The organism is Microbacterium timonense, from assembly GCF_900292075.1.
Classification (GTDB): Bacteria; Actinomycetota; Actinomycetes; order Actinomycetales; family Microbacteriaceae; genus Microbacterium; species Microbacterium timonense.
Genome location: NZ_OLMV01000003.1, coordinates 48,476 through 73,938, shown reverse-complemented (window position 1 = coordinate 73,938; position 25,463 = coordinate 48,476). Strand labels below are relative to the sequence as shown.

The 25,463-nt window shown below is 70.2% G+C and carries 24 protein-coding genes; 7 read left to right on the top strand and 17 right to left on the bottom strand.

Going from position 1 to position 25,463, the window contains the following annotated elements; translation table 11 throughout:
* Positions 1-3: 3 nt before the first annotated feature.
* The 5 genes from C9992_RS09675 to C9992_RS09655 form a co-directional block, all read right to left on the bottom strand.
* On the bottom strand, positions 4-540 hold the full coding sequence (locus tag C9992_RS09675) for a MarR family winged helix-turn-helix transcriptional regulator (RefSeq protein ID WP_160150861.1): 537 nt from the start codon (positions 538-540) through the stop codon (positions 4-6).
* A 10-nt stretch (positions 541-550) separates the two neighbouring features.
* Positions 551-1,132, bottom strand: coding sequence for a PadR family transcriptional regulator (locus tag C9992_RS09670; protein WP_106815410.1), 582 nt, complete (start codon positions 1,130-1,132; stop codon positions 551-553).
* Between the two features lie 203 nt (positions 1,133-1,335).
* Positions 1,336-2,745 (bottom strand): vanillate/3-O-methylgallate O-demethylase, encoded by a 1,410-nt coding sequence (gene ligM / locus C9992_RS09665; protein WP_106815409.1) that lies wholly within the window; start codon positions 2,743-2,745, stop codon positions 1,336-1,338.
* 85 nt (positions 2,746-2,830) lie between these two features.
* Positions 2,831-3,706, bottom strand: a complete 876-nt coding sequence (purU, locus tag C9992_RS09660) for a formyltetrahydrofolate deformylase (RefSeq protein WP_106815876.1) — start codon at positions 3,704-3,706, stop codon at positions 2,831-2,833.
* Positions 3,703-4,608 (bottom strand): methylenetetrahydrofolate reductase, encoded by a 906-nt coding sequence (locus tag C9992_RS09655; protein WP_106815408.1) that lies wholly within the window; start codon positions 4,606-4,608, stop codon positions 3,703-3,705. Before C9992_RS09655 ends, purU begins: the two co-directional genes overlap by 4 nt.
* A 447-nt stretch (positions 4,609-5,055) precedes the next feature.
* Between C9992_RS09655 and C9992_RS09650 the strand changes: the two genes are divergently transcribed.
* The 5 genes from C9992_RS09650 (at position 5,056) to C9992_RS09630 (ending at position 9,465) form a co-directional block, all read left to right on the top strand.
* Positions 5,056-6,045, top strand: coding sequence for an ABC transporter substrate-binding protein (locus C9992_RS09650; protein ID WP_106815407.1), 990 nt, complete (start codon positions 5,056-5,058; stop codon positions 6,043-6,045).
* A gap of 94 nt (positions 6,046-6,139) precedes the next feature.
* Positions 6,140-6,982: an ABC transporter permease gene (locus C9992_RS09645; RefSeq protein WP_235008169.1), complete on the top strand. Its 843-nt coding sequence runs from the start codon at positions 6,140-6,142 to the stop codon at positions 6,980-6,982.
* Complete coding sequence (locus C9992_RS09640) at positions 6,979-7,803, top strand: ABC transporter permease (protein ID WP_106815406.1); 825 nt, start codon at positions 6,979-6,981, stop codon at positions 7,801-7,803. The genes C9992_RS09645 and C9992_RS09640 overlap by 4 nt, the downstream gene beginning before the upstream one ends.
* The gene (locus C9992_RS09635) at positions 7,796-8,617 is read left to right on the top strand and encodes an ABC transporter ATP-binding protein (RefSeq protein WP_106815405.1); all 822 of its coding nucleotides are present in this window, start codon (positions 7,796-7,798) and stop codon (positions 8,615-8,617) included. Before C9992_RS09640 ends, C9992_RS09635 begins: the two co-directional genes overlap by 8 nt.
* Positions 8,614-9,465 (top strand): PaaX family transcriptional regulator, encoded by an 852-nt coding sequence (locus C9992_RS09630; protein WP_235008168.1) that lies wholly within the window; start codon positions 8,614-8,616, stop codon positions 9,463-9,465. The genes C9992_RS09635 and C9992_RS09630 overlap by 4 nt, the downstream gene beginning before the upstream one ends.
* A 49-nt stretch (positions 9,466-9,514) precedes the next feature.
* Here the strand turns inward: C9992_RS09630 and C9992_RS09625 are convergent, their stop codons facing one another.
* From C9992_RS09625 to C9992_RS09605, 5 genes are read right to left on the bottom strand one after another with little or no spacing between them, the layout of a single operon-like run.
* Positions 9,515-10,483 (bottom strand): PaaX family transcriptional regulator, encoded by a 969-nt coding sequence (locus C9992_RS09625; RefSeq protein WP_106815404.1) that lies wholly within the window; start codon positions 10,481-10,483, stop codon positions 9,515-9,517.
* Between the two features lie 24 nt (positions 10,484-10,507).
* Positions 10,508-11,773 (bottom strand): cytochrome P450, encoded by a 1,266-nt coding sequence (locus C9992_RS09620; protein WP_106815403.1) that lies wholly within the window; start codon positions 11,771-11,773, stop codon positions 10,508-10,510.
* A complete protein-coding gene (gene phnE, locus C9992_RS09615; RefSeq protein WP_160150860.1) occupies positions 11,773-13,407 on the bottom strand; it encodes a phosphonate ABC transporter, permease protein PhnE in 1,635 nt (544 codons plus the stop codon). The genes C9992_RS09620 and phnE overlap by 1 nt, the downstream gene beginning before the upstream one ends.
* Before the next feature lies 1 nt (position 13,408).
* Positions 13,409-14,227 (bottom strand): phosphonate ABC transporter ATP-binding protein, encoded by an 819-nt coding sequence (locus C9992_RS09610; protein ID WP_235008167.1) that lies wholly within the window; start codon positions 14,225-14,227, stop codon positions 13,409-13,411.
* A gap of 4 nt (positions 14,228-14,231) precedes the next feature.
* Positions 14,232-15,227, bottom strand: coding sequence for a phosphate/phosphite/phosphonate ABC transporter substrate-binding protein (locus C9992_RS09605; protein ID WP_160150859.1), 996 nt, complete (start codon positions 15,225-15,227; stop codon positions 14,232-14,234).
* 311 nt (positions 15,228-15,538) lie between these two features.
* Here C9992_RS09605 and C9992_RS09600 point away from each other — a divergent pair, with 311 nt between their 5' ends.
* Positions 15,539-16,897 carry an alpha/beta hydrolase family protein gene (locus tag C9992_RS09600; RefSeq protein ID WP_106815399.1) on the top strand — a complete coding sequence of 453 codons (1,359 nt, stop codon included), beginning with the start codon at positions 15,539-15,541 and terminating at the stop codon, positions 16,895-16,897.
* 69 nt (positions 16,898-16,966) lie between these two features.
* On the opposite strand, the gene C9992_RS09595 is transcribed toward C9992_RS09600, so the two are convergent.
* The 5 genes from C9992_RS09595 to C9992_RS09575 all read right to left on the bottom strand — a co-directional run bounded on the left by C9992_RS09595 (position 16,967) and on the right by C9992_RS09575 (position 22,190).
* A complete protein-coding gene (locus C9992_RS09595) occupies positions 16,967-18,487 on the bottom strand; it encodes an acyl-CoA synthetase (RefSeq protein ID WP_106815398.1) in 1,521 nt (506 codons plus the stop codon).
* Positions 18,488-18,710: 223 nt separating this feature from the next.
* A complete protein-coding gene (locus tag C9992_RS09590) occupies positions 18,711-19,163 on the bottom strand; it encodes a MaoC family dehydratase (protein WP_106815397.1) in 453 nt (150 codons plus the stop codon).
* Positions 19,164-19,184: 21 nt separating this feature from the next.
* The gene (locus C9992_RS09585; RefSeq protein WP_106815396.1) at positions 19,185-20,375 is read right to left on the bottom strand and encodes an acyl-CoA dehydrogenase family protein; all 1,191 of its coding nucleotides are present in this window, start codon (positions 20,373-20,375) and stop codon (positions 19,185-19,187) included.
* A 1-nt stretch (position 20,376) separates the two neighbouring features.
* Entirely contained in the window at positions 20,377-21,264 is an 888-nt protein-coding gene (locus C9992_RS09580) for an amidohydrolase family protein (RefSeq protein WP_106815395.1), read from the bottom strand.
* Positions 21,261-22,190 carry an SDR family NAD(P)-dependent oxidoreductase gene (locus tag C9992_RS09575; protein ID WP_106815394.1) on the bottom strand — a complete coding sequence of 310 codons (930 nt, stop codon included), beginning with the start codon at positions 22,188-22,190 and terminating at the stop codon, positions 21,261-21,263. The genes C9992_RS09580 and C9992_RS09575 overlap by 4 nt, the downstream gene beginning before the upstream one ends.
* Positions 22,191-22,331: 141 nt before the next feature.
* On the opposite strand from C9992_RS09575, the gene C9992_RS09570 reads away from it, so the two are divergent.
* Positions 22,332-22,796 (top strand): MarR family winged helix-turn-helix transcriptional regulator, encoded by a 465-nt coding sequence (locus C9992_RS09570; RefSeq protein ID WP_106815393.1) that lies wholly within the window; start codon positions 22,332-22,334, stop codon positions 22,794-22,796.
* A 52-nt stretch (positions 22,797-22,848) separates the two neighbouring features.
* Here C9992_RS09570 and C9992_RS09565 read toward each other — a convergent pair whose 3' ends face one another.
* Both C9992_RS09565 and C9992_RS09560 read right to left on the bottom strand, forming a co-directional pair.
* A complete protein-coding gene (locus C9992_RS09565) occupies positions 22,849-24,075 on the bottom strand; it encodes an MFS transporter (RefSeq protein ID WP_235008166.1) in 1,227 nt (408 codons plus the stop codon).
* An 84-nt stretch (positions 24,076-24,159) separates the two neighbouring features.
* A complete protein-coding gene (locus tag C9992_RS09560) occupies positions 24,160-25,344 on the bottom strand; it encodes a 4-hydroxybenzoate 3-monooxygenase (protein ID WP_106815392.1) in 1,185 nt (394 codons plus the stop codon).
* Between the last annotated feature and the right edge of the window lie 119 nt (positions 25,345-25,463).

The following is a 25,463-nucleotide window of genomic DNA, read 5'->3' as shown; positions in this document are numbered from 1 at the left end:
CCGTCAGACCGGCGCCATGCCGGCGCCCTTGCTGGGTCGCCGGCGGCGGGCCACCGCCTCGGCCTCCGCCGTGCGGTCGCCGAAGTAGCCGCCCGCGAGCACGTCGGCGGCGTGGTCGAGGATCTCGGCGAGGGTGTCGCCCAGATCCGGCCCGATCGCCTCGGCCAGTCGATCCTCGCGCGACCGGATCTCGCTCTCGCACTCCGCCAGCGTCGCCCAGCCGGCCTCGCTCAGCCGCACCAGTCGCACCCGGCGGTTACTGGGGTGGTCGACGCGCTCGATGAGCCCCGAGGCGAGCAGCTCGCCCGAGACGACATGGGCGGCCTGCGAGCTGACGAACGTGCGCCGCGCCACCTGCGCGTTCGAGAGCGGAACGCCCTCGCCGAGCACTTGCAGGATCAGCAGCTGCGGGAGCGTGACGCCGTGCGCGAGCGCAGTGTTCTCGGCCGCACGGTTGAGCGCCCGGGCGAGGCGGTACGCCGTGTAGTTGAGCCGGTCCGTCGCGGGGGTCCCCCGCGGGTCTCGGCTGATGTCCGGCACGCCCTTCAGCCTAGGCCTCCAGCCGGTCGACCAGTTCCAGGCCGCGGCGTGCCCAGGCGATCTCGCCCTGCGCACGCTCGACGAGGCCCTCGTACGCGAACCGCTTGTACGCGATGGTGCGCTCGCGGTCGGCGTCGGCGGTCACGGCCAGGCGCCGGACCAGCATCGGGTTGGCGACCGCGTCGATGCGCTCGAGCTCGCCTTCCCACTGCGCCAGCTCGCCCTGCCACTGGGCGATGTGCCGCTGCAGGAACGCTCGCGCGGCCTCGGGGGTCGTGGCCTCGAGGTAGGCCGCCCGCAGGTGGGCGGGATCGCGCACCCGCTGATAGTCCAGCGGGGCGGCCATCCATTCGACGAACGCCTGCTCCCCGGCATCCGTCACGTGGTACAGACGCCGGGTGCCGCGCTCCCCGCGCGGCTGCTCCTCGCCCTGGATGAGTCCGAGCTCCTCCATCTTGCGCAGCTCGGGATAGATCTGCGAGTCGGGGGCGTGCCACACGTGTCCGACGGACTGGTGGAACTGCTTCTGCAGGTCGTAGCCCGAGAGGGGGCCGACGCGCAGGATCGCCAGCAGTGCGTATCGCAGACTCATCGCGCGCTCCTTCCTCGCCCGAGGGTAGCGGTCCCTGACCGCGAGACTTCACTCGAGCGCCGAGACTTCGGGCTAGGACCGCTGTCTCGGCGCCCCGTTGGAGTCTCGCGGTCTCTCGCGTCTCGCGGGTCTCGCGGTCAGGGTGGGGAAATGGTTCGAGGGGGCCCGCCCGGCGCGGGCGGACCCCCTCGGGTCTGTCAGGCTCAGGCGGATGCCTTGTACCCGGTGCGCCAGCCGCCGTGATAGGTCTGCCGCGCCACGGTCGAGTACGGCACCGGGCTGACGACGGCGCGCACCTCGAGCTGCTTGTGCGGCTCCACCGAGGCCTTCGAGGTTCCGCCGTTGGGCTCGCCCCACACGACCGTCACCTCGGCGCCCTCGGGCACGTCGGGGTTCACCGTCGCCAGCGACAGCGCGCGCTTCTCGTTGGCGCTGTATCCGGTGAACATCGAGAATCCGACGACGTTGCCGTCGGCATCCGTCACCGAGTCGTAGTTCGCCGAGCCGTAGTTGGCCAGCGGCAGGTCGAAGAACTTGTAGCTGTCGCCTTCGGTGTCGAACAGCGACGCGAAGATCTTCGTGACATCCTCGGCGTTCCACGCCAGCGTGACCTTGCGGCGCTGCGTGGCCGGGTCGATCTTCTCCAGCGCGTCGCGCCCGATGAAGTCGTGGTCGAACTTGACGAACGAGCCGTACCCGAGCTCCCACGGGGTCAGGTAGTAGTCCTCGATGTCGTCCGACACGAAGGAGCCGGCGAGCGTCCCGGTCGCCTCGTAGCTGTCCACGCCGAGCCATTCGCGGTAGCCGCGCTCGGCCTCACCGGTGTAGATGGCCGGCAGCGGCGACGGGATCCAGCCGGACTCCAGCGTGTTCGACGGATAGGCGCGCGAGCCGACAGGCACGAGCCCGAACTCGGCGCCGGTCTCGACGATGAGGTCCCGCACGCGGTGGTGGTCCTCGTACGGCCCCCAGATCTCCAGGCCCGGCGCTCCCGCCATGCCGTGGCGGAGCGTGCGCACGTTCATGCCGCCCAGCTGCATCGTCGACATGCTGAAGAACTTCAGCTGCTCCAGCGGACCGCCGTTGAGCTTCTCGATGACCTGCCACGCGGCGGGGCCCTGGATCTGGAACCGGTAGTACCGCCGGCTCACCGCGTCGCCGTACGGGCGCGAGGGGGAGCGGCGGTCGACGGTGACGTCGAGGTTCTGGTAGCCGCCGGTCTCACCGTGGTACAGCAGCCAGTTCGACGCGGGGGCCCGCCCGACGTACACGTACTCGTCTTCGGCCTCGTGGAACAGGATGCCGTCGCCGATGACATGACCGGAGGCGGTGGTCGGCACGTACTGCTTGGCACGGTTGACCGGGAAGGTGGCCACCGAGTTGATGGCGGTGTCGGAGATGAGCTTGATCGCGTCGGACCCCTTGAGGAACACATTGTCCATGTGGTGCGACTGGTCGTACAGCACAGCGGTGTCACGCCACGCCTTCTGCTCCTTGATCCAGTTCTGGAAGTCCGCGGGGACCACCGGGTAGATGTACGAGCCGATCTGCGAGTTGCGCAGCATCTCGACGGGGTTCTGAGCGTCGATGAGCTCCTGCAGATTCTTCGCCATGGGAGAACCTCTCTGTTCGTTGATTTTCGGGGTGGGATGCCGGGGTCGAGCGTTTCGTCTCGCTTCGCTCGCTCGACGCCGGTGGCTAGGTGAAGACGATGGTGTGGTTGCCGTGGCGGATCACGCGGTCCTCGGCGTGCCATTGCACGGCGCGGGAGAGCACGGCGCGTTCCACGTAGGCGCCGCGGGCCTGAAGGTCCGCCGCCGTCATCGCGTGGGTGACACGGGCGACGTCCTGCTCGATGATCGGGCCCTCGTCGAGGTCCTCGGTGACGTAGTGGCTCGTCGCGCCGATGAGCTTGACCCCCCGCTCCTTGGCCTTGCGATAAGGGGCCGCGCCGATGAAGGCGGGGAGGAACGAATGGTGGATGTTGATCACGGGAACGCCCACCTCCTCGAGGAAGGACTCCGAGAGGATCTGCATGTAGCGGGCGAGCACGACGAAGTCGACGTTGCCCTTGAGCAGCTCGACGATCTTCGCCTCGGCGGCCGACTTGTCGGGGCCCTGCGAGGGAACGTGGAAGAACGGGATGCCGAAGCTGCGGACGTCTTCGGCGGTGTTGGTGTGGTTGGAGATCACCATCGGGATCGTGACGGCGAGCTCGCCGCGACGGTGCCGCCACAGCAGCTCGAGCAGGCAGTGGTCGCTGGTGGAGACGAGGATCGCCATGCGCTTGGGGATGGACTGGTCGGTCAATCGCCACTCCATCTTCAGCGGCCCGAGGGTCTTGTCGAGGTCCGCCTCGATCTCGGGCAGCGCGGCCTGCAGATCGGGGCGGTGGAACACGACCCGCTGGAAGAACTCGCCGCCCTCGGGGTTGTCGGAGTACTGGTCGAGCGTCACGATGTTGCCGAGGTTGCGCGTGACCAGGGCGGTGACGGCCGCCACGATGCCGGGCTGGTCGGGACCATGCACGATGAGGCAGGCGTGGTCCCGTCGGGTGTCGAGGTGCGTCGTCACCGCAGCGCCCCCGACGACTGCGCCGCGACGAACTCCCGCGCCCACTGCGACGTCGCCAGCAGCCCGCCGAACGTGTAGAAGTGCAGCTTCACATCGCCGTGCCCGCCGCCCGTGCCCGGGCTCGTCGAAGGCTCGGCGAGCCGGTCGGCCAGGTCGGTGACGAAGCGGTCGGGACCCGCCGTGCCCATGAGGTTGGTCAGCGAGAAGCCGTACTTCTTCACGATCATGGCGTTGGCGCCGACCCCGAACCGCCGCGCGAAGTTGATGAGCCGCTTGATGCCGGCCGGCCCCGGGGTGCCGATGCGGATCTGCGCGTCGATGCCGCGCTCGCGCACCGCCTCGATCCATGCGATCACCGGATCGGTGTCGAAGGCGAACTGCGTGAGCACGACAGCGTCCAGCCCCTGCTGGGCCAGCGCCAGCGCCTTCTCGTCGAGGTGACGCCACAGCACATCGTCGGCGATGTCGGGGTGGCCCTCCGGGTACCCCGCGATCGAGACCTCGCGGGCGCCGTACTTCTGCAGCAGCCCGGAGCGGATGACGCTCAGCGAGTCGGGGTAGGGTCCTGCCGGGTCGGCGGGGTCGCCGCCGACGGCGAACACGTGCTCGGTCGCGCCGACCTCCTGCAGGCGGGCGAGGAACTCCTCGAGCTGCGCCTCGGACTCCAGGCGGCGGGCCGAGATGTGCGGCACCGGCACGAAGCCCATGTCCTTCACGGCCTTGGCGGCGGTCACCCGCATCTCGAGGTCCTCGTTGCCCAGGAACGTGACGTTGATCTTCGTGCCCTGGGGGATGGTGTCGCGGGCCTCCTCGAGGCCGGGCACGTCCTTGCCGGTCATCTCGAGCGAGAAGCCGTCGACGAGCGCGGCCGCCTTCGGGGAGACGGGAGTCGGGTGAGCCACTGTCGAGGTCCTTTCCTCTGCCGGGCGCTTCCCTGCGCCTCGGTAACCACACGATACCTATGACCATAGGTAATGGCAATAGGGACGCGTCGAGCGTCTCCGCCATCCTCGGTCGCCGCGCGGGCACCCCCGCCGCGAGATTCCGATGAACGGACGCCCCCGTCGCCGCTCGCACCCCGGCTTCCTCGCCCCGGGCCCCTCCCGGCGGCGGTTTGTGCGGAGAACACGCCGTTGTGCGCCCGGCCATTGCGGCGTGTCCTCCGCACAAACCGAACGGGAGGTGGGATGGGTCATTCATCTAATCGGTGACGGGCGTCACAGAATGCTTGACAATGCGAGGGCGGTGCCGCACGATGATCGTGTCCGGCACGCCGCGGTGCCGCCCCGACGAGTGTCGGACGGGACCGCCGCCGCAAACCCCCCGCACCGTCCACGAGAGGCCCGTCAATGAAGAAGAGTCTTGTCACCCTCGGCGTCCTCGCCGCCGCCGCGCTCGCCCTCAGCGGCTGCACGGATTCCGCCGCCGGTCCCGCATCCACCGCGACGTCCACGGGCGACGCCGGCGGCGGCGACCTCACCACGGTCCGCGTCGCTGCGCTGCCCATCGCCGAGACCGGCGCCCTCTGGGCGGCGATCGACGAGGGCATCTTCGAGGAGCACGGCCTCGAGATCGAGGTCGTCCCCTCGCAGGGCGGCGCCAACGCCATCCCGGCGCTGCTGAGCGGCGACATCCAGTTCGCGATCGGTCAGCCGTTCGGGCCGATCCGCGCCGATCTCCAGGATCTCGGCGTCGTGATCATCGGCAACTACGCCAACAGCCTCGCCGACGGCGACGACGTCAACGCGGTCGTCGCGCTCGGCGATTCCGGCATCACCCGGCCCGCAGACCTCGCCGGCAAGAAGGTGTCGGTGAACACCCTCGGTGCCGCCGGCGACCTCACGATCCGCAAGGCGGTGCAGGACGACGGCGGCGACCCCTCGACGATCGAGTTCGTCGAGGTGGCGTTCCCCGACGTGCCCGCGCAGCTCGAGGCGGGAACGATGGATGCCGCGTGGGCGCCCGATCCGTTCCGCGCGATGATCGTCGGCGACGGCGGAGTGTCGGTCGTCGAGCCGTACCAGGCGACGATCCCCGGCCTGTCGGTGCTCACCAGCATCACGACGCAGGCGCTCCTGGACGATGACCCCGAGCTCGTCGAGGCGTACTCGGCGGCCATGGCCGAGGCGCTGGACTGGGCCAGCCAGAACGAGGATGCCGTTCGCGCGGCGATCGCCACCAACCTCGAGATCCCCGAGGAGGCCGCGGCCGGCATCACGCTGCCGACCTTCACGTGGGACCTCGACGGTGCCGGCATCGAGGACCTCGGCGCACTGGCCGTGGAGTTCGGCTACATCGACGCCGAGCCCGACTTCGACCGCCTGCTCCAGCAGCAGTAGCCGCCGGCGGGAGGGGTGCGGCCGCGCCGCTCGCCGGCATCCGTCCCCTCCCGCACGCCGTCCCGCTCGCACCCGAAGCCCCGATCGGACTGTTGTGACCGCCACCGTCGACTCCCCGATGCTCGTCGCCGCGCCGCCGCGCCGACGCAGCCCGCGCCGCCGGCGCACGCTGCGCAAGGCGGCACTGGGCGTGGCCGGCATCGTCGGGTTCCTCATCGTCTGGCAGCTGCTGCCGCCCCTCGGCATCGTCGCCCCGCGCTACTTCCCGACCGCCACTGCCACGCTCGCCCAGCTGGGGCAGGAGCTGCGCGACCTCGAATTCTGGCGCAACGTGGGACGCACCCTCACGGCGTGGGGCATCGGCCTTCTCATCGCCACCGTGCTGGCGACCGTGCTGGGCACGGTCATCGGGCTCGTGCCGTTCCTGCGCCGCGCGACGCACACGACCGTCGAGTTCCTGCGCCCGATCCCCTCGGTGGCGCTCATCCCGCTGGCCATCCTGATGTTCGGCCTGCGCATCGAGTCGGCCCTGGTGATCATCGTGTACGCCAGCTTCTGGCAGGTGTTCATCCAGGTGCTCTACGGCGTCGCCGACGTCGACGCCGTCGCCCGTGACACGGCGCGCAGCTTCGGGCTCTCGCGGGGCTCGCGGGTCGTCAACCTCGTGTTCCCCACGGCCCTGCCGTACCTGATGACGGGGCTGCGGCTGGCCGCGGCCGTGGCGCTCATCCTGGCCGTCACCGCGGAGATGTTCATCGGCAACCCGGGGATCGGCCGGGCGATCATGGTGGCCCAGAACGCCGGGCAGTGGACCACGGTGTACGCGCTCGTCGTCGTGACGGGGCTGCTCGGGCTGCTCGTCAACCTGGTGTTCCGCGCGATCGAGCGACGCTCGCTCTCGTGGCATCAATCGGTCCGAGGGGAGGACGTGCTGTGACGCTCTACACGAGCACCGTCGTCACGCCCCGGCGCCCCGCACGGGTATGGGCGAAGATCGGCGAGAACACCGCCTACGCGATCGGGCTGCCGATCGTGCTGCTGGTGATCTGGGGCGTCTGGGCCTCGATCAGCCCGGCCATCTTCTTCCCGAGTCCACTGGCGATCGTCCAGGCGTTCGTCGACACGTGGGTGGGGCCTGCCTTCGTCAACGACGTGCTGCCCAGCCTCGGCAGGCTGGCCCTGGGTATCGTGCTCTCGATCGTGATCGGGATCGCCGCGGGCACGCTCATCGGCCTGGTGCGCTGGCTGCGCGAGCTGCTCGAGCCGCTTCTGGAGTTCTTCCGCGCCGTGCCGCCGCCCGTGCTGATCCCGATCGTGGCGGTGCTGCTCGGCGCGAACGACGCGATGAAGGTCGTGGTGATCGTCGCCGGGGCGGTGTGGCCGATCCTCCTCAACACCATCGAGGGGGTCCGCGCCACGGACTCGGTCATGACCGAGACGGCACGCTCGTTCGCGCTGCGGCCTGCCGAGCGACTGCGCTACCTCACTCTCCCGGCGGCCAGCCCCCGCATCATGGCGGGTGTGCGGCAGTCCCTGTCGATCGCCCTGATCCTCATGGTCATCTCGGAGATGTTCTACTCGTCGTCCGGCCTGGGGTACCAGATCGTGTTCTTCCAGCGCAATTACCTCATCGCGCAGATGTGGAGCGGCATCCTGCTCCTCGGACTCATCGGCATCCTGCTGGCGACCGTCTTCGGCGTCGTCGAACGGCGGGTGCTGCGGTGGTATCACGGAATCAAGGAGGTGGAGCGTGCCTGAATCGCCGTCCACAGCACGGACGCTCTTGAACGTCGAGCACCTGCGCAAGGTGTACGAATCGTCGACCGGGAACGTCGAGGCGATCGGCGACATCGGATTCCGGATGGATGCCGGCGAGCTGGTGTGCATCGTGGGGCCCTCGGGATGCGGCAAGACGACGCTGCTCAAGTGCATCGCGGGTCTTCTGAACCCGACGTCGGGGATCGTCGAGCTCGACGGCAAGCGCGTGACCGCCCCGCCGCCGAAGATGGCGCTCGTCTTCCAGGAGTACGGACGCAGCCTCTACCCGTGGCTCACGGTGCGCGGCAACGTCGAGCTGCCGCTGAAGCACAAGAAGCTGTCGCGACCCGAGCGCGACCGGCTGATCGACGACGCGCTGACCGCGGTGGGCCTCGACCACGCCGCCAAGAGCTACCCCTGGCAGCTGTCAGGCGGCATGCAGCAGCGCGTGGCCATCGCCCGTGCGGTCGCCTACCAGCCCGAGGTGCTGATCATGGACGAGCCCTTCGCCGCGGTCGACGCGCAGACGCGGGCCGACCTCGAAGACCTCGTGCGGACGCTGCACCGTGAGCGCGGCATGTCGATCCTGTTCGTGACGCACGACATCGACGAATCGGTGTATCTCGGCGAGCGGGTCATCGTCCTGTCGAAGTCGCCCACGTGGGTGCAGGAGGACATCGCGATCGACCTCGACGCCGACCGCGACCAGATCACCACGCGCGCGCTGCCGCGCTTCACCGAGCTGCGCACGCACGTCTACGAGCAGATCCAGCGCGCCAAGCGCGGCGAGGCCGTCCGGCCGGAGGCGGCGTGAGCCTGGCCACCTCCGCAGCCGTGTCCGGCGCGCCCGTCGGTGAGACGTCGGTGCTGACGCGCAAGCCGCGACAGCTGCTCCTCGCCTTCTTCGGCGAGTACGTGTGCGACCGGTATTTCGAGCCGCTCCGGGCCAGCGTGCTGATCGGCGCGCTCGAGAGCGCCGGCGTCGCGGCGTCGGCGGTGCGGACCAACCTGGACCGCATGGTGCACAGCGGTCTGCTCGAGCGGCGCCGGCTCGGTCGCGAGATCGGGTTCGTGCTCACCGCCCACGGCAGCGAGGTCCTGCGCGAGGCATCCGGGCGCGTCAACGGGCCCGCTCCCTTCGAGCCGCAGGGAGAGGGGTGGACGCTCGTGACCTTCACGGTTCCCGAGCACCTCCGCGACCTGCGCCACCGTCTGCGCGCCGCCCTGACCTGGTCGGGCTTCGCGCTGCTGCGCGACGGTCTGTGGATCGCGCCCGGCGCGGTCGACCTCGCCGCGGCGCTCGGTGCCATCATCCCCGACCTGCCCCCGGCATCCGTCAACGCGTTCTCGGCGGCCGAACTCGACGGCTTCCCCATGTCCGAGGCTGTGCGCGTCGCGTGGGACGTCGAGCGCATCCGCGACGCCCACGACGAGTTCATCGCCCACTGGGAGCGGGAGGATGCCGCATCCGATCTGCCCCCGCTCACCGCGCGCACGCTGCTCGTGGCCGATTGGCTGGCGCTGCTGCGCGCCGATCCCCGGCTTCCCCGCCAGTACATGGGCGAGGGCTGGCCGGCCGACCGCTCCTTCGAGCTGTTCACGCAGCGGCATCGCGCGTTCGCCTTCCCCGCGGTGCGGGATTTCGCCGCCCTCGTCGGCTGAACGCGCTCCTCGGCCGAACCCGCCCTCTCGGGTGAACGCCTCCGCCGGCTCAGGCGCGCTCGCCCGCAGGCGCCTCGGCGTATGCGCGGAACGTGTGGTGCGACGCCAGGTCGGCGAGCTCCGCGGAATGAGGCCGGAGGATCCGGCGGAACGCCGCCTCCGCCGCGGGGCCGGTCGCGTCGTAGATCGCGGAGCACACCGCCAGCGCGCGCTCGAAGGGCGCATCGTCGCCGGTCAGCGCGCGGGGGAGCATGGGATCGGCATGACGCAGTTCCCGCCAATCGCGCATCACCGAGGTGCGCACGCGAAGCACATCCGCGTCGCGGTGAGCCGGTGGTCCGGCGTCCCCGCGGGCGGCCGCCTGTTCCGCCGTCTCCAGTCCCGCCGCGACCGGCTCCCACCGCCGGACGAAGTCGCGGTAGGCGGCATCCCGCTCGTCCAGCCCGAAGGCTGCGCGAGAGACGCCGCTGTCCTGTCCGTCCGGCAGCCGCGCGCCCACGAACACCGTGAGCTGGCCCGCCTCCGGAGGTGTGCTCAGCTCACGCACGATCGAGTCGACATCGCGCCGATGGTCTCCCGGGCGGATCCACAGGCCGTCGTGGACATTGCCGAAGCCTGATTGACGGAGCCTCTCCCGCAGCGCATTCCGGGTGCTCCGCTGATCCTCGCGCAGCGAGTAGCCCACGACACTCCACGTGCCGTCCCACGGCTGTGCGATGTGACTGCGGAACAGCAGCTGAACGTGGGCGTCGACGGACTCCTGGCTCATCGGAGAGACCGCGTACGACGTCGTCCTCCCGGTCCTCGTGGTGACGAGGAAGCCCCTCTTCGCCAAGCGCTGGACCGCGGCCCGCGCGCCCGCCGGCGTCACGTCGAACAGCTCCAACAGCGTCACGAGCGCGGCCGACGGGATGGGTTCCGGGCGAAGGTGCCAGTAGTCGCCGAGGAGGACGATGAGCAGCTGCTGGGAACGTGCGCCCTGCTGATCCCGGGGGAGCAGGTGATCGGCTGACCGCATGGTGCGATTGTGCCAGTCAGACCGTCACGGCGCGGGAGCCGCGGCCAGGGCGAGCGGCACGGCCCGCGGGCCGTACTCGAGCCAGTTCATCATCCGCACCTCGCCGGCGAGCGCGAACGACGTCGTCCGCCGCAGGAGCACCTGCAGCGCGGTGAGCAGCTCGACACGCCCCATCGTCGCGGCGGGGCATCTGTGTGCGCCACGACCGAACGCGAGATGCGAGTTGTTCTTGCGGTGGAGGATGAACTCATCCGGTCGCTCGAAGACGGCGGCGTCCCGGTTGGCCGAGGGGAAGACGAGCGCGACGGCCTCGTCCGGGCGGACGAGCCGGCCGTGGACGACGGTGTCCTCCCGGGCGGTGCGCGCGAACACCCGGTACGGGGCGTGAAGGCGCAGGAACTCCTCGATCGCCGCAGGAAGATCGTCGGGGTTGGCTCGCAGGTGCTCCTGCAGGTCGCGGTCCTGTGCGAGATGCACGACGCAGCTTCCCAGGACGGCCTGCGGTGCGCCCATGCCCGCGACGATCATCTGGCGGATCGTCGCGATGGCCGTCCGCTCGGTGATGTGGTTCGCGGGATCCATCGCGGCCGCGTGCAGACTCGCCACCAGATCGGTCGCAGGGTCGGGACGCTGGGACAGCCGGTCCCGATAGACGCGCTCGGCGATCTCGTACAGCTGTGCGCTGCACTGCCCGATGACGTCGTCGTCCATGTCCTGGATCGCGAACCCGTAGCGCACGCCGATCTCACGGACGTGGTGGGCGAGTTCGGCGGGCACGCCGAGGAAGGCGGCGAAGCAGTCGACCACGAACGGGGCGGCGAAGTCGGCGACGCCGTCGGCGCGCCCGCGTGCCGTCATGGCGTTCACGAGCTCCTCCGCGCTGGCGCGGAACGTCGGCTCGTGGGTCTTGACGACCGAGCGGCGCATGACCGGATCGATCGCCTCACGGTAGGCGGTGTGTTCCGGCGGGTCGAAATGCAGCGGGGGACGCCGCGATGAGCGGGGCACGTGCGGCACCACGTTCTGCACCGACGTGATGAAGCGCTCGTCCTGCGCGACGGCCACGACGTCCTCGTAGGTCATCGCGGCCCAGAAGCCGCCGAACGCCTCGCTCCACGGGAAGGGGTTCGCTTCCCGGAGTGCCGCGTAGTCGCGGTGCGCGCTGCCGAAGCTCTCCTCCAGCGCGGGCGCCCACTCGCCGCTGCGTTCGGACCGCGCACGGGAATCGACGGGCACGGATGCCGCGGCATCCGTCTGCGTCGGGGTGGCGCCGAAGGGGCACCCTGTCATCAGATCACCTTCCTTCGCGCCCACCGCGCGACGGATTCGAGGGCGACGACGACGGCGATGAGTCCGATGAGGATGCCGGCCGTCGTCTGGTAATGAAGGGTGGCCACGGACTCCTCCAGAAGGAAGCCGATACCGCCCGCACCCACGATGCCGAGCACGGCCGACTCGCGCAGGGCGAGGTCGGACGTGAACAGACTGTTGCCGATGAAGCTCGGCACGAACTGGGGCCACACGCCGCTGACGAACACCTGGAGGCGGGTGGCGCCGGTCGCCTCCAGGGCGCGGATCGGAGCGGGATCGACCTTCACCAGGGAGTCGGTGAAGAACTTGGCCGCCAGGGCGGTGCACGAGATCGTGAGCGCCAGGAAGCCGGCGAAGGGGCCGAGGCCCAGGGCGGCGACGAAGAGGAGGGCGAAGATGATGTCCGGCACTCCGCGCACCAGCACCATGAGACCCCGCAGGGCGATCGAGAGGGGCTCGAGGCGGATCAGATGCCGCGTCGACAGCAGCGCGATCACGAGCCCGACGATGACGCCGAAGGTGGTCGCCGAGATCGCCATGATCACGCTCTCGAAGATCCCGTACGCGATGTCGAGCGAGAACGCGGGAGGGAAGAACCCCGTCAGGACCGCGACGGCGTTCTGCCACGCCCGGCCGAGGCGCGGAGCGTCCGCGAACAGCTGGACGAGGGAGAAGACGAACAGCGCCAGCACGATCGCGCCGGAGCACACCCGCAGGAGGCGCGAACGGTTCCACCCCGGCGTGGCCCGCGCCCGCCCGGTGCCGTAGAGCTCTGTCGCGGTGTGCTCGGCGGCATGCTCGGCCAGAGCGCGCTGCGCGAGATACGCGGCGAGCTCGAGCACCAGCAGCATCACGACGATGACAAGGATGATCCCCAGCGCGCGGCGGTAGTCCAGCGAGCCGATCGCGGTCTGCAGCGCCAGCCCGATGCCGCCGGCGCCCACCAATCCGAGCACGGCGGAGGCGCGGATGTTGATGTCGAGGCGGTACAGCACGATGGCGGTGATGCTCGGGAGCGCGCGGCTGAACGTGGTCGCCACGAAGTTCTGCGCGCGGCGGGCGCCGACGGCGGCGACGGCGTCGCGCGGCGCCGGGTCCTGCTCCTCGAAGACGTCGGCGAACATCTTGCCGATCATCCCCACCGAGTGGAAGGCGATCGCCAGCGCGCCGGCGAGGGGGCCCAGTCCCACGATCCGCACGAGGATCAGCGCGAACACGAGCGAGGGTACGGCGCGGGTGACGACGATGATGCCGCGCGCGAGCCAGCCGATCACCCGGGGGCCGGTGAAGTGGCGTGACGCGGCAGCGGCGAGGAAGACCGACGCGATGGTGGCAAGGCCCGTGCCCGCGATCGCGATCCAGAGCGTCTCCAGCGCGAGAGTGGCGAGGTTGGCCGGGTCGCCGACGGTGGGCGGCACCATGCGCTGCAGCAGCGCCGCGATGTCCTCGAACCCGTCCACGAGCGCGGCCGGCCGGATGTCGAGCCACCACATGCCGAAGAGGGTGACCGCCAGGTACGCCAACGGGATGCCGACAGTCGCCGCCGACGCCCGGGGGCGGCGAGCCGACGACGGGGACGACGTCACCGGCGGCCGGTCCAGCGTGAGCGACATGTCAGACCCGCTTCGCCTGTTCGTACACCGCTCGGACCTGTGCCTCAGTGGTGTCGACGGTGGCGGCATCCAGGATGAACGAGCCGTCCCGCACGGCCACGATCCGGTCTGACACCTGCAGCGCCAGCTCCACCTGGTGGAGCGAGCAGATGACGGTGAACCCGTCCTCGGCGCTGAGCTTCTTGAGGGTCTGCAGCACCGACACGCTCGCGTTGGGGTCCAGGGAGGCGACGGGTTCATCGGCCAGCACCAGCTCCGCCTCCTGCATGAGGGTGCGAGCGATCGCCACCCGCTGCTGCTGCCCGCCGGACAGCGTGTCGCACCGCTGATAGCGCTGATCCACCAGCCCGACCCGCTCGAGGTTCGCGACCGCCCTCTCACGCAGCCCGCGCGGATAGCCGGCGATGCCGTAGCGCGGCATCCGGAGGGACCCCAGGGCTCCCATCAGGACGTTCTCCATCGCACTGAGACGTCCGACCAGTCCGAACTGCTGGAACACGAACCCCACGCGTGTGCGCAGCCGTTGGAGGGATCGCCTCCCGCACGTCGCCGGGTCGACTCCCAGCACCGACAGCGTGCCGCCCGTCGGTCGATGGCTGCCGTTGATGAGACGCAGAAGAGTGGACTTGCCGGCACCGGACGGTCCGACCAGCGCCACGAACTGGCCCGCGCCGACATCGAGGTCGACGTGCGTGAGGACCGTCTTGTCGCCGAAGCGCATGCTCACGTCGCGCAGTGCGACGCCCGGGGCGCGCCGACCGGTGAGATGCGAGGGGTTCTCCGTCATTCCCGGTGCCTTCTGTGCAAGGGGAGTGGTCACCGGGTCATTCCTCACCGCGGCAGACATCCGTCTCGAGCGTCTGACAGATCTGACTGATCACGTCGTAGTCGGAGGAGGTCGCGGGCTCGAACGCGAAGGCGCCGGTTCCGCCCCACTTGCAGGCGGTGGCCCCGCTGAACTCCTCGCCCCACTCGGCGGGCGCCTCGCGATTCTGCTCCGCGCAGAGGTCGGCCTCGAACGCCGTCACCGCGTTGTAGTCGGTGACCGCCTGGACGATCTTCTCGCGCAGGTGCTCGTCGAGCCAGTTGCCGACGACGATGGGGGTGCCCGGGATCGGGTCCGACGTCCACACCGTCTCGGTGTCGCCTTCGGCGATGATCCCGCGCTCGGGCAGGATCGTCGTGACGAAGGTCTCCGCGACGAAAGCGATGTCGCAGTCGCCCGCGAGCATCTGAGTGACCGCGACATCGTGCGACCCGACGAAGAGCGGATTGATGTCGGTCTCGGGGTTGATGCCGGCCTCGGTCATCGCGGCGGCGGCCGTGAGATATCCCGTCGTCGACGCCGGGTCCGTGAAGCACACGTTCTTGCCCGCGACATCCTCGATGGACGAGATGGCGGAGTCCGGCGTCACGACGCCGAGCGACCTCACCGCGCCGGAGCCCGGCTCCGGCGTCCGCTGGTCTTTCGCGACGGGTTCGACGTCGGCGACGTCCGACGCCAGGTAGTACGAGAAGGCACCGTACGTGGCGATGTCCACCCGCTCGGCCACCTGTGCCTCGATGACGCCGGCGTTGCTGCTGACCGCCTCGATGCGGGTGGGGATGCCGGTGGCCTCCTCGATCGCGGCGACGACCGGCAGGAAGCTGTTCTCGAGCTCTTCGCTGTCGTCGGTCGGGACGACGGCGAACACGAGCTCGGCCGGGGCGCCGGAGGCCGAGTCCGCGTCGTCGACGCGCGCGTTCGGACTCGCCCCGCAGCCTGCCAGGAGCAGCCCGGTGGCCATGACGGTCGCCGCGAGAACAGTTGCCTTCTTCATGTCGGGCACCTTTCGACTTCGGGGGGAAGACGGCCGCCGCGTCTCCGGCCGACATTGGAGGGAGACAGTTTCAACTACGTCCGTCATTGGATGTGTGGTGTTTCCACGGAACCACGAATAGTTGTGATTGTCAACGGACATGATCGCCAACCGTTGACATCCTCAACCGATCGTGTCAGGGTCAAGACCGCTACAGATCCCGAGGCGAACGTCGATGAAAGTGTCGTGCGCCCGGTCAACGTCGACCAGACAGTGCGGCGCGTTCGTCCCACCTGCGGTTCGGAGCGTGGGCGCCGCCGGAAGGGACCACCATGTCATCACGCTCGATTCGCGTCGGCGCCGGCATCGTCGCCTCCGTGGCGCTCATTCTCACGGGGGGCTCCGCCGGGGCAGCACCACCGGCCACGACCGAGAGCCGGGGGCCTCTCCCCCGCGGCGGTCAGTATGTGCTCTACGCACCGGAGGACTGGAACGGCACGCTGCTGACGTGGAGCCCGGGCTTCGGCGGAGGAGGGGGCGTCGCATCCGCCGGGCCCTCCGCGGATGTGGTGTCGTGGCTCACCGAGGAGGGATATGCCGTGGCCGGGGCGGCAGCGGGCAGCGGATGGGCTGTCGAGGACCTGCTTGCCGCCCAGCCCGAAGTCGTCCGGATCGCGGCAGACGCGCTGGGAGAGCCCGACCACGTCATCGCATGGGGATCGTCGATGGGCGGGCAGGTCTCCGTGGCCCTGCTCGAGCAGCGGGCCGACCTCTTCGATGCCGCCCTCCCGCTGTGCGGATCGGTCGCCGGCGCGATCCCGATGCTCAACGGGGCGCTGGACGGCACCTACGCCCTGAAGACGCTGATCGCTCCCGCTGACACGCGTCTGGAGCTGGTCGACGTGACGGATGAACCGGCTCGGCAAGCGGCGTTCCGTGAAGTGCTCGACGCCGCGCAACAGACGCCGGAAGGCCGGGCACGGATCGCGCTCGCGGCGACTCTCGCGCAGATGCCGACATGGTCGCAGACCGACACGGAGCGACCGCGCGACGCCGAGGCGCAGCAGGAGCAGCTCTACCGGATCTTCATGTGGGGTGTGGTGTCGCCTCGTCAGCCGCTGGAGCAGCGCGCCGGGGGCAATTTCTCGTGGAACACCGGCGTGGACTATGCCCACGCGCTGCGCCAGTCGGGCGGCAGCCGACTGGTGCGCGAGCTGTATCGGGACGCCGGCCTCTCGCTGGACGACGATCTCGCGGCTCTGAATGCGGGCGCCCGCATCTCCGCGGATCCCGGCGCCGTGGCGTACATGCAGGATTTCGCCACGCCGACCGGCGCCATCCGCGGTCCGGTGCTCTCGATCCATGAGACAGGCGACGCTGCGCCGGTGATCGCTCAGGCGGGAACCTACGCCGAGCGCGTGCGCCACAACGCCGACGCGGGTCTCCTGGCGCAGGCATTCGTCGACCGCCCCGGCCACTGCCAGTACGCCGATGCGGAGATCGCCGCGCTCGTCACCGCCCTGCAGGAGCGACTGGATTCCGGCCACTGGCGCAACTTCGCCCACCCGCGGTCCCTCAACGAGCGCGCCGATGAGATCGCACGTGCCGGCGGGCTGGACCGCGGCGGGAGCTTCGTCGACTTCCACCCTGACACCCTGCTGCGACCGGAGCGTGAGCCCGACGGCCGCTGAGCCGCCGTACGCGCTCGGCCCCGGCATCCGTATCGGGATGCCGGGGCCTCGTCCGCTGCGGGAGCCCGATCAGCCGTCGGTGAAGCGTGCCCGCAGGTCGGCCTTGCGGATCTTGCCGGACGCGGTGCGGGGCAGATCCTCGACGACCACCACGTTCTTGGGCAGCTTGTAGCGGGCGACGAGACCGTCCAGACGCGACCGCACCAGCTCGGTGTCGACCTCCGCGCCCTCCTTCAGCGTCACGACGGCCCAGGGCACCTCGCCCCAGCGGTCGTCGGGCACCCCCACGACCGCAACACCGGAGATGCCCTCGATGTCGGAGATGAGGTTCTCCACCTCGGCGGGGTAGATGTTCTCGCCACCCGAGATGATCATGTCCTTCAGGCGGTCGGCGATGTACAGATAGCCGTCGTCGTCGAGGTATCCGAGATCGCCCGAGCGGAACCACCCGTCCTCCGTGAACGCAGCGGCCGTGGCCTCGGGCAGGCCGTGGTAGCCGAGGAAGACGTTGGGTCCGGCGACCTCGATCTCTCCCACGGTGCCGGGCGGCACCGGCTGCCCGTGCTCGTCGGTCACGCGCACGTCGGTGAAGAAGTGCGGCAGCCCGACGCTGCCCTGCTTCTCGCGCGTCATGGTGGGCGACAGGGAGGTCGCTCCGGGCGAGGTCTCGGTCATGCCGTAGCCCTGCGAGAACGACAGGCCCCGCTCCTCGTACGCGTTGAGGATGCGGGTGGGAACGGCCGACCCGCCGCAGGTGAGCTTGCGCAGGGTGGACAGATCGGTCGACGCCCAGTCCGGGTGGTCGGCCATCATCTGGTACGTCGTCGGCACGCCCGAGAGCATCGTGACGCCGTGCCGCTGGATCTGCGCCAGCGCGCGCCCGGGCTCGAAGCCCTTCTCGAGCACCAGCGTCGCCCCCTTGAGCACGACCGGCAGCGCGCCCATGCCCAGCGAGGCGACGTGGAACAGCGGCGAGATCATGAGTGAGACGTCGCTGGAGACGACGTCGTAGTCCACGATGCAGTTCAGCGCCACCCACGTGAGATTGCCGTGGCTGAGCACGGCCCCCTTGGGCCGGCCGGTCGTGCCGGACGTGTAGATGATCGCCGCCGGATGGTCGAGCTCGACGTCGACCGGCGTGTGCCCAGAGGATGCCTCCGCGATCAGCCGGGCGAGTCCCGGGTGCTCCGGCAGGCCCGCGCCGGTGACGATGACATGCGCGATGCGGCCCGCCTCCACGCCCGGCATCGCACGGTCGAGGAACTCGGCGTCCAACACGAGCGCCTTGGCCTGCGAGTCCACCAGCACATGCCGCATCTCCGGGGGCGCCAGCCGCGTGTTCACCGGCACGAAGACGGCCCCGAGCTGAGCCGTCCCGAACATCACCTGCAGGAACTGCGGGCTGTTCTCGCCGATGTAGGCGACGGCGTCGCCGCTGCCGATCCCGCGCGCGGCGAGCACCGCGGCGACGCGGTCGGCGGCATCCGCGAGCTGGCGATAGGTGAGCACCTCGTCGCCGAAGATCACGGCGCGCTTCTCGGGGTCGCGCAGACGCCGCTTGGCGAGCCAGAAGCCGATACCCTTGTGCATCGTTTTCGTGTCCTCTCCTTCGAGGAGGCGGTGGGCGTTTGGTCTCCGCGTTTCGTCTCTGCGTTTCGTCTCTGCGTTTCGTCTCGCTTCGCTCGCTCAACGACCGGGTTCGCTCAACGACCGGGTTCGCTCAACGACCGGGGTTCGCTCGACGACCGGGTCCGCTCAACGACCGGGGTGGTTCGACGACCGTTCGAGTGGGCCGGGGGAGACGAGACGCCTCTCAGGCGTAGAAGCGGTACAGACCGCGGGCGACCACCGCCGGCTTGTCGCCGCCTTCGATCTCGATCGTCTGGTCCACGGCGAACTGGTAGCCGCCGCGCACCTCGGTCACCTCGGCGATGACGGCGTTCATGCGCACGCGCGCGCCGACCTTGACCGGCGAGACGAACCGCACCTTGTCCAGGCCGTAGTTCACCCTGGTGGTCACGTTCGTCACGTCGAACAGCTCGGACCAGAACTTGACGGTGAGCGACAGTGTCAGAAACCCGTGGGCGATCGGTGCGCCGAAGGGGCCGTCGGCGGCGCGCTCGGGGTCGACGTGGATCCACTGGTGGTCGTCGGTGGCGTCGGCGAAGAGGTTCACGCGGTCCTGCGTGACTTCGAGCCACTCGGTCCAGCCGAGGTCGGTGCCGGCGAGTCCTGCGACGTCGGCGTAGTCGACGGTGGTGGTCATGGGTTCTCCTTCGGTGTCGGTTCAGGTGAAGGCCGATGCGCCGGTGAGCGCGCGGCCGACGATGAGGGCGTTGATCTCGTGCGTGCCCTCGTACGAGTACACGGCTTCGGCATCCGCGAAGAAGCGGGCGACATCGTGCTCGAGCAGGATGCCGTTGCCGCCCAGCACCTCGCGACCGAGGGCGACGGTCTCGCGCGCGAGCCTCGCGGTCTGCATCTTCGCCAGCGCGGAGTTCTCGTCGGCGTACTCGCCCTGGTCCTGCCGTGCCGACAGCTGCACGACGAGCGCGAGGGAGGCCACGGTGTTGCCGAGCATGCGGGCGAGCTTCTCCTGTACGAGCTGGAAGCCGCCGATCGGCCGGTCGAACTGATGACGCTCGCGCACGTACCGCACCGTCGCCTCGAGCGCGCCCGCCTGCAGGCCCGCGGCGATCCAGGCGACGTCTGAGCGCATCGCCCGCAGGATGCGGGCCACGTCCCGCCAGCCGTCGACGTCCTGCAGACGGGACCCCTCGTCCACCCGCACGTTCTCGAGGGTGATGAGCGCGTTCGGCACAGGACGCAGCGACACCTTGCCGCCGATCGGCTGCACCTGCACGCCCTGGGCAGCTGTCGGGACGAGGAACGCCTTCACCGCGTGGTCGTCGATGTCGCGCGCGAACACGACGAGCACATCGGACGCCGCAGCCCCGCCGATCCACTTCTTGCGGCCGTCGATGACCCAGTGGTCGCCGTCGCGCCGGGCGGTGGTCGCCAGTCCGCCGGCCACGTCCGACCCGTGCTCGGGCTCCGTGAGCGCGAACGCCCCCTTCAGCTCGAAGCTCCGCACGCGGGGGTCGAGCTCCGCAGCCTGCGCCGGCGAGCCGCCCAGGGCGATCGTCGTGCGGAACAGCCCGGACTGCGCGTTGTAGAGCGTCGCGACCGAGACGTCGGTGCGCGCCAGCACGTAGTTGCGGAAGCCGGAGTACATGGACGAACCCGCCTCCGCGGCATCCATCCCCTCCGGCTGCATGAGGTCGAGACGGATGAGCGCGTCGAGCACGCCGGCCGGCATGGTCCCCGTCTCCCACGCCTGGGCGAGGAGGGGACGGATGCTGCGGTCCAGCGTCCGCTGCAGCCCCTCGAGCGCTCGCCGCGCGGCGGGGCTCAGGTGCGATTCCGCGATCGCGTACGGGTCGTACCCGAACGTCGCATCCGCCTCGAGGGTGGGCATGTCAGCTCCCGAGCCCGAGCAGCCGCGCGGCGTTGTCCTTGAGGATGCCCGGCATCACCTCGGGCTTGAACGAGCCGGTGGCCTCGGCATCCCGCATCCAGCGGTCCGGGGTCAGCAGCGGGAAGTCCGAGCCGAACAGCACTCTGCGTTTCAGGTAGGAGTTCGCGGCGCGGACCAGCGATTCGGGGAAGTACTTCGGGCTCCACCCCGACAGGTCGATCCAGGTGTTGTGCTTGTGCGTGGCCACCGAGAGCGCCTCGTCCTGCCAGGGGACGGAGGGGTGGGCCATGATGATCTGGAGGTCGGGGAACCGCGCGGCGACAGGGTCGAGCAGGATCGGGTTGGACCTGCCCAGCAGCAGCCCCCGCCCGCCGGGGAGGCCGGCGCCGATCCCCGTCTGCCCGGTGTGGAACAGCGCGACGACGCCCGCCGCCTGCAGGAGCTCGTAGAGCGCGAAGTACGACTCGTCGGACGGGTCGAACCCCTGGACGGTCGGGTGGAACTTGAAGCCGCGCACGCCGCTGTCCTCGATGAGGCGGCGGGCATCGTCCACCGCGCCGGCCTTGAGGGGATCGACGGAGCCGAAGGGGATGAGCACGTCGTTGTTCCGCGCCGCGCCCTCGGCGATGTCGGCGCTCGAGATCGGCGGATGACCGAAGTTGGTCTCGGCGTCGACGGTGAAGACCACGGCCGCCATGTTCCGCTCGCGGTAGTACGCGGCGACGCCGTCCAGGTCCGGGTTGGGGCCGTCCGTGCTGAAGTACTTCGCCGCGGCGTCTCGCAGGTCGTCGGGCAGCGACGAGTGCCCGTGGGGGTCGACCTCGATGTGCACGTGCACATCGATCGCGGTGATGGCGTCGAGGTCGATCGCCGGTTCGTAGCGGGTCACGAGCGCTGGAGGGCCTCGGGCAGCGGCGGGAACTTCTCACCGACGGACTGGAGCTCGCCCACGGCCTCGGCGAAGCCGGCGGCGAGGTCGGCGTACGACCAGCCGCCCTCGTGGAAGGCCGTCGCCACGGCCTCGGGGTGCGACCACAGCTGGAGGCGGTCGCCGCCGATGCCGATGGCCTGGCCGCTGACGCCGGCCGCGGCATCCGATGCCAGATAGGCGATCAGGCCGGCGACGTCGTCCGAGGTGCCGAAGCCGAGATCGTGCCGGAAGAAGGACGGCATCGGCTCGCCGGCGGCGTCGGCCTCGACGGCGGCGGCGAAGTAGGGGACGGTCGCGGTCATGGCGGTCGCCGCGACGGGGATGACCGCGTTGGCGGTGATGCCCGCCTTCTTGAGCTCCAGCGCCCACGTGCGCACCATGCCGACGATGCCGGCCTTGGCGGCGGCGTAGTTGGTCTGACCGAAGTTGCCGCGCTGTCCGGTGGGCGAGCCGATGCAGATGATGCGCCCGGGGATCTGGTTCTCCCGCATGTACGTCGCGGCCTCGCGGACGCACGTGAAGGTGCCGCGCAGGTGCACGTTGATGACGGTGTCGAAGTCGTCGTCGCTCATCTTCCACAGCACGGTGTCGCGCAGCACGCCGGCGTTGGTCACCAGGATGTCCAGGCGCCCGAACGAGTCGACCGCCGTCTGCACGAGCCGCTTCGCGGTCTCGGTGGGCCCCACGGGCGCGACGACGGCCACCGCCCGGCCGCCTTCGGCCTCGATCGTCGCGACGGCGTCGGCAGCGGTGGCCTCGTCGACGTCGTTGATCACGACGGCGGCACCCTGACGGGCGAGTTCCTGGGCGTAGGCGAGGCCGAGGCCACGGCCCGATCCGGTGACGATGGCGACCTTGCCGTCGAGAGGCGCGTCGGTGGACATGCGTGAGACTCCTTCGTATCGGGGTCGCCGGCGTGGGAGGCGCGGTGCGCCGATGAGCCGGTGACCCGACACCCATTGAAGACCCAACTGTTGAGAAAGTCAATCATTCCGTTCATCCACGAACTGGGCTAGCATCGGGTCATGCCGAAAGCCGTCGACGCCGTCGCCGTATCCGGGCTGCGCTCGTCGGCGCTCGCGGACGACCTGAGCTTCCTGCTGGCCCGTGCCAACGCGATCGCGCTCGCCGCGGGCAACGCGGCACTCGCCGAACACGGGCTCAAAGCGCGGTCGTACTCGGTGCTCGTGCTCGCATCGGGGGAGGCGAGGCCCTCCCAGCGCGAACTGGCTGAGTTCCTGCGGCTCGACCCGAGCCAGGTGGTGAGCCTCGTCGACGAGCTGCAGACGCGCGGGCTGGTGCAGCGCCAGCCCGATCCGTCCGACCGGCGCGCCAACGTCGTGGTGGCCACCGAGGCGGGTCGGCACCTCGTCTCCGTCGCGCGCGAGTCGGCGCGCGCCGCCGAGGAGCGGGCGCACGCCCAGCTGTCACCCGAGGAGCGGGAGACACTGGCGGCGCTGCTGCGCGCTCTGGCCTTTCCGGAGGACTGAGCAGCGATCGCCGTCGCGATGACGCGACGCCGCGGGGCGGCATCCGGGCGAATCAGCGCCGTTCGAGGACGAACCTGTCGCGGCCGGCGAACACCCCGACCACGGTGAGCAGTGTCAGCACCGCGAGCACGAGGGCCAGCGACGCGATCCAGCCGCCGGTGACACTGTGCAGTGCGCCGAACGCGACGGGACCGAACGCCGCGATCACGTAGCCGACGGACTGCGACATGCCCGACAGCGCTGCGGACGCATCGTGATCGCGGGCGCGCTGCGCCATGAGGGTCAGCGACATGGCGAGGGTCGCACCGCCGGTCAGCCCGATGAGCGACGCCCACAGGAGGATCGCCCCGGGGGCCAGCATGAGCCCGACGACTCCGATGATCGCGAGGGACGGGATGAGCGCCGGCGCCCAGCGCTCCAGCCCGCCGCGCAGGATCAGCGGCAGCAGCAGGGATCCCGCCAGCGAGAACAGCTGGTAGACCATGACGTCGACGCCCGCGACGACCTCCGAGCGCCCCGTCGACATCGACAGCGGTGCCAGCCACGTCACGAACATGTAGAACATGGATGCCTGCAGCCCCATGTACACCGCGACGAGCCACGCCACCGGATCGGCCCAGATGCCCGTGCGGCCCTTCGGCGAGGCGGCGCGCGAATGCGCGCGGCCGGCGCCGCGGTGCGCCCACCACCATCCGGCGATGGCGAACGGCAGGAGGGCGGCTCCGGTGACCAGCAGCGCGAAGCGCCACCCGGCCGGCTGGCCGCCGAAATCGATGTGCGAGATCGGCACGACCACGCCCGATGACACCGCGCCGAGGCCGGCCAGCAGCGCGGTGTAGGTCGCGGTGACGGCGGCAACGTGTCCGGAGAACTCCCGCTTGACCACGGCCGGCATGAGCACGTTGATGATCGCGATGCCGATGCCGATGATCGCCGTCCCGATCCACAGGCTCACCACCGGACCGGGCAGAGAGCGCACCAGCGTGCCGGCCAGCAGTACGACGAGGGAGCAGAGCAGGACGCGGGGCTGCCCGAACCGGCGGCTGAGGTCGTGTGCCAGCGGTGAGAACAGCGCCCAGGCGACGAGCGGCACGGCCGCGAGTACGCCGAGCGCCGAGACCGACATCCCGGTGTCGGCCCCGATCTGGTCCAGCAGCGGCCCCAGGTCGGTGATCGCCGGGCGCATGTTGGCGGCGACGAGGCAGACCGCCGCCAGCAGCATGGCGACCGACGCCGTGCGCGACGGCTCGGGAGGGGCGGTCCGCGGCGATGTGGCCATAGGGCTCGGACTATATCCGAGACCGCGGGCGCGGCATCCGGTCACTCCCGCTCAGCGGCAGTCGACGGCCACGTGCGGGCGCCTTCAGCCCAGTCCTTCGAGCGGCCAGCCGGTGTACGCCTCAGCGAGGAAGCGACGTCCGGCCTCCGACTCGACCACCGAGCGCAGCTCGCCCAGCTGCCGCAGGCGGTCGAAGTCCGAGGCGTCCGGCGCCACGTGCAGCATGTTCGTCATCCACCACGAGAAGTGCTGGGCCTTCCAGATGCGGTGCAGCGCCGTCTCGGGGAACGCCTCGAGGAGGCGCTCGTCGGACTCCCGCAGCAGCGCGCGCAGCGCCCGCTCGAGCACCAGCACGTCGGCGACGGCGAGGTTCATGCCCTTCGCGCCGGTGGGGGGCACCGTGTGGGCGGCGTCTCCGATCAGCGCCACGCGGCCCCGCAGCAGCTGGTGGGCGACGAAGCTGCGGAACCGCAGCACGTCGCGCTGAAAGATCGGGCCCTCCTTCAACGTCGTGCCGGGCACCCGCGACTGGAGCTCGTCCCACAGCTGCGCTTCGCTGAGCGCGGTGGGGTCGGCATCCGGGTCGCACTGGAAGTACATGCGCTGCACCGTCGCGCTGCGCTGGCTGATGAGGGCGAAGCCGTTCGGCGAGTTGCTGTAGATGAGCTCGTCGGCGCTGGGCGGCGCCTCGCACAGGATGCCGAACCACGCGAACGGGTACTCGCGGAAGTAGCCACCGGTGTGCGACCCGGTGACCGCCTCGCGCACCACGCTGCGCGAACCGTCGGCGCCGACGACGAAGTCCGCCTCGATCTCGAGCGGCGTGCCGTCCGCCTCCGTCGCGATGACCCGCGGGCGATCGGTTGCCGCATCCTCGACGCGCACCGCCGTCACGCCGAAGCGGAGGTCCTGTCCTTTCTCCAGGCGCACGGCGATGAGGTCCTTCAGCACCTCGTGCTGCGGATAGAGCCACACGCCCCGCCCCACCAGATCGGCGAAGTCGATGCGGTGGCCGGCGCCCGCGAAGCGCAGCTCGATGCCGTCGTGACGGTTGCCGACGGTGCGGACGCGGCTGGATGCGCCGGACGAATCGAGCACCTCGACCGTGCCCTGTTCGAGGATGCCGGCGCGGATGGTGGTCTCGATCTCGTCGCGCGAGCGGCGGTCGATGACGACGGACTCGATGCCGGCGATGCCGAGCAGGTGCGACAGCAGCAGTCCGGCGGGGCCTGCCCCCACGATGGCGACGCGAGTGCGGATCGCGGTCATGACGTCTCCTTCGACGATCGGGATGGGATGCCGAGCCCCAGTGTGCCGCCGGCGATTCGAAGGTTGCGAGGAATCCCGTTCAACGGGAAGAACTGGTGCTGACCCATCTCGCCCGTTGA

Coding starts and splice junctions, on each gene's coding strand:
- C9992_RS09670 (WP_106815410.1), bottom strand. CDS start 1,132: ATGAGTCTGCGATACGCACTGCTGGCGATCCTGCGCGTCGGCCCCCTC.
- ligM (WP_106815409.1), bottom strand. CDS start 2,745: ATGGCGAAGAATCTGCAGGAGCTCATCGACGCTCAGAACCCCGTCGAG.
- C9992_RS09650 (WP_106815407.1), top strand. CDS start 5,056: ATGAAGAAGAGTCTTGTCACCCTCGGCGTCCTCGCCGCCGCCGCGCTC.
- C9992_RS09625 (WP_106815404.1), bottom strand. CDS start 10,483: ATGCGGTCAGCCGATCACCTGCTCCCCCGGGATCAGCAGGGCGCACGT.
- C9992_RS09620 (WP_106815403.1), bottom strand. CDS start 11,773: ATGACAGGGTGCCCCTTCGGCGCCACCCCGACGCAGACGGATGCCGCG.
- phnE (WP_160150860.1), bottom strand. CDS start 13,407: ATGTCGCTCACGCTGGACCGGCCGCCGGTGACGTCGTCCCCGTCGTCG.
- C9992_RS09605 (WP_160150859.1), bottom strand. CDS start 15,227: ATGAAGAAGGCAACTGTTCTCGCGGCGACCGTCATGGCCACCGGGCTG.
- C9992_RS09600 (WP_106815399.1), top strand. CDS start 15,539: ATGTCATCACGCTCGATTCGCGTCGGCGCCGGCATCGTCGCCTCCGTG.
- C9992_RS09595 (WP_106815398.1), bottom strand. CDS start 18,487: ATGCACAAGGGTATCGGCTTCTGGCTCGCCAAGCGGCGTCTGCGCGAC.
- C9992_RS09590 (WP_106815397.1), bottom strand. CDS start 19,163: ATGACCACCACCGTCGACTACGCCGACGTCGCAGGACTCGCCGGCACC.
- C9992_RS09585 (WP_106815396.1), bottom strand. CDS start 20,375: ATGCCCACCCTCGAGGCGGATGCGACGTTCGGGTACGACCCGTACGCG.
- C9992_RS09575 (WP_106815394.1), bottom strand. CDS start 22,190: ATGTCCACCGACGCGCCTCTCGACGGCAAGGTCGCCATCGTCACCGGA.
- C9992_RS09570 (WP_106815393.1), top strand. CDS start 22,332: ATGCCGAAAGCCGTCGACGCCGTCGCCGTATCCGGGCTGCGCTCGTCG.
- C9992_RS09565 (WP_235008166.1), bottom strand. CDS start 24,075: ATGGCCACATCGCCGCGGACCGCCCCTCCCGAGCCGTCGCGCACGGCG.
- C9992_RS09560 (WP_106815392.1), bottom strand. CDS start 25,344: ATGACCGCGATCCGCACTCGCGTCGCCATCGTGGGGGCAGGCCCCGCC.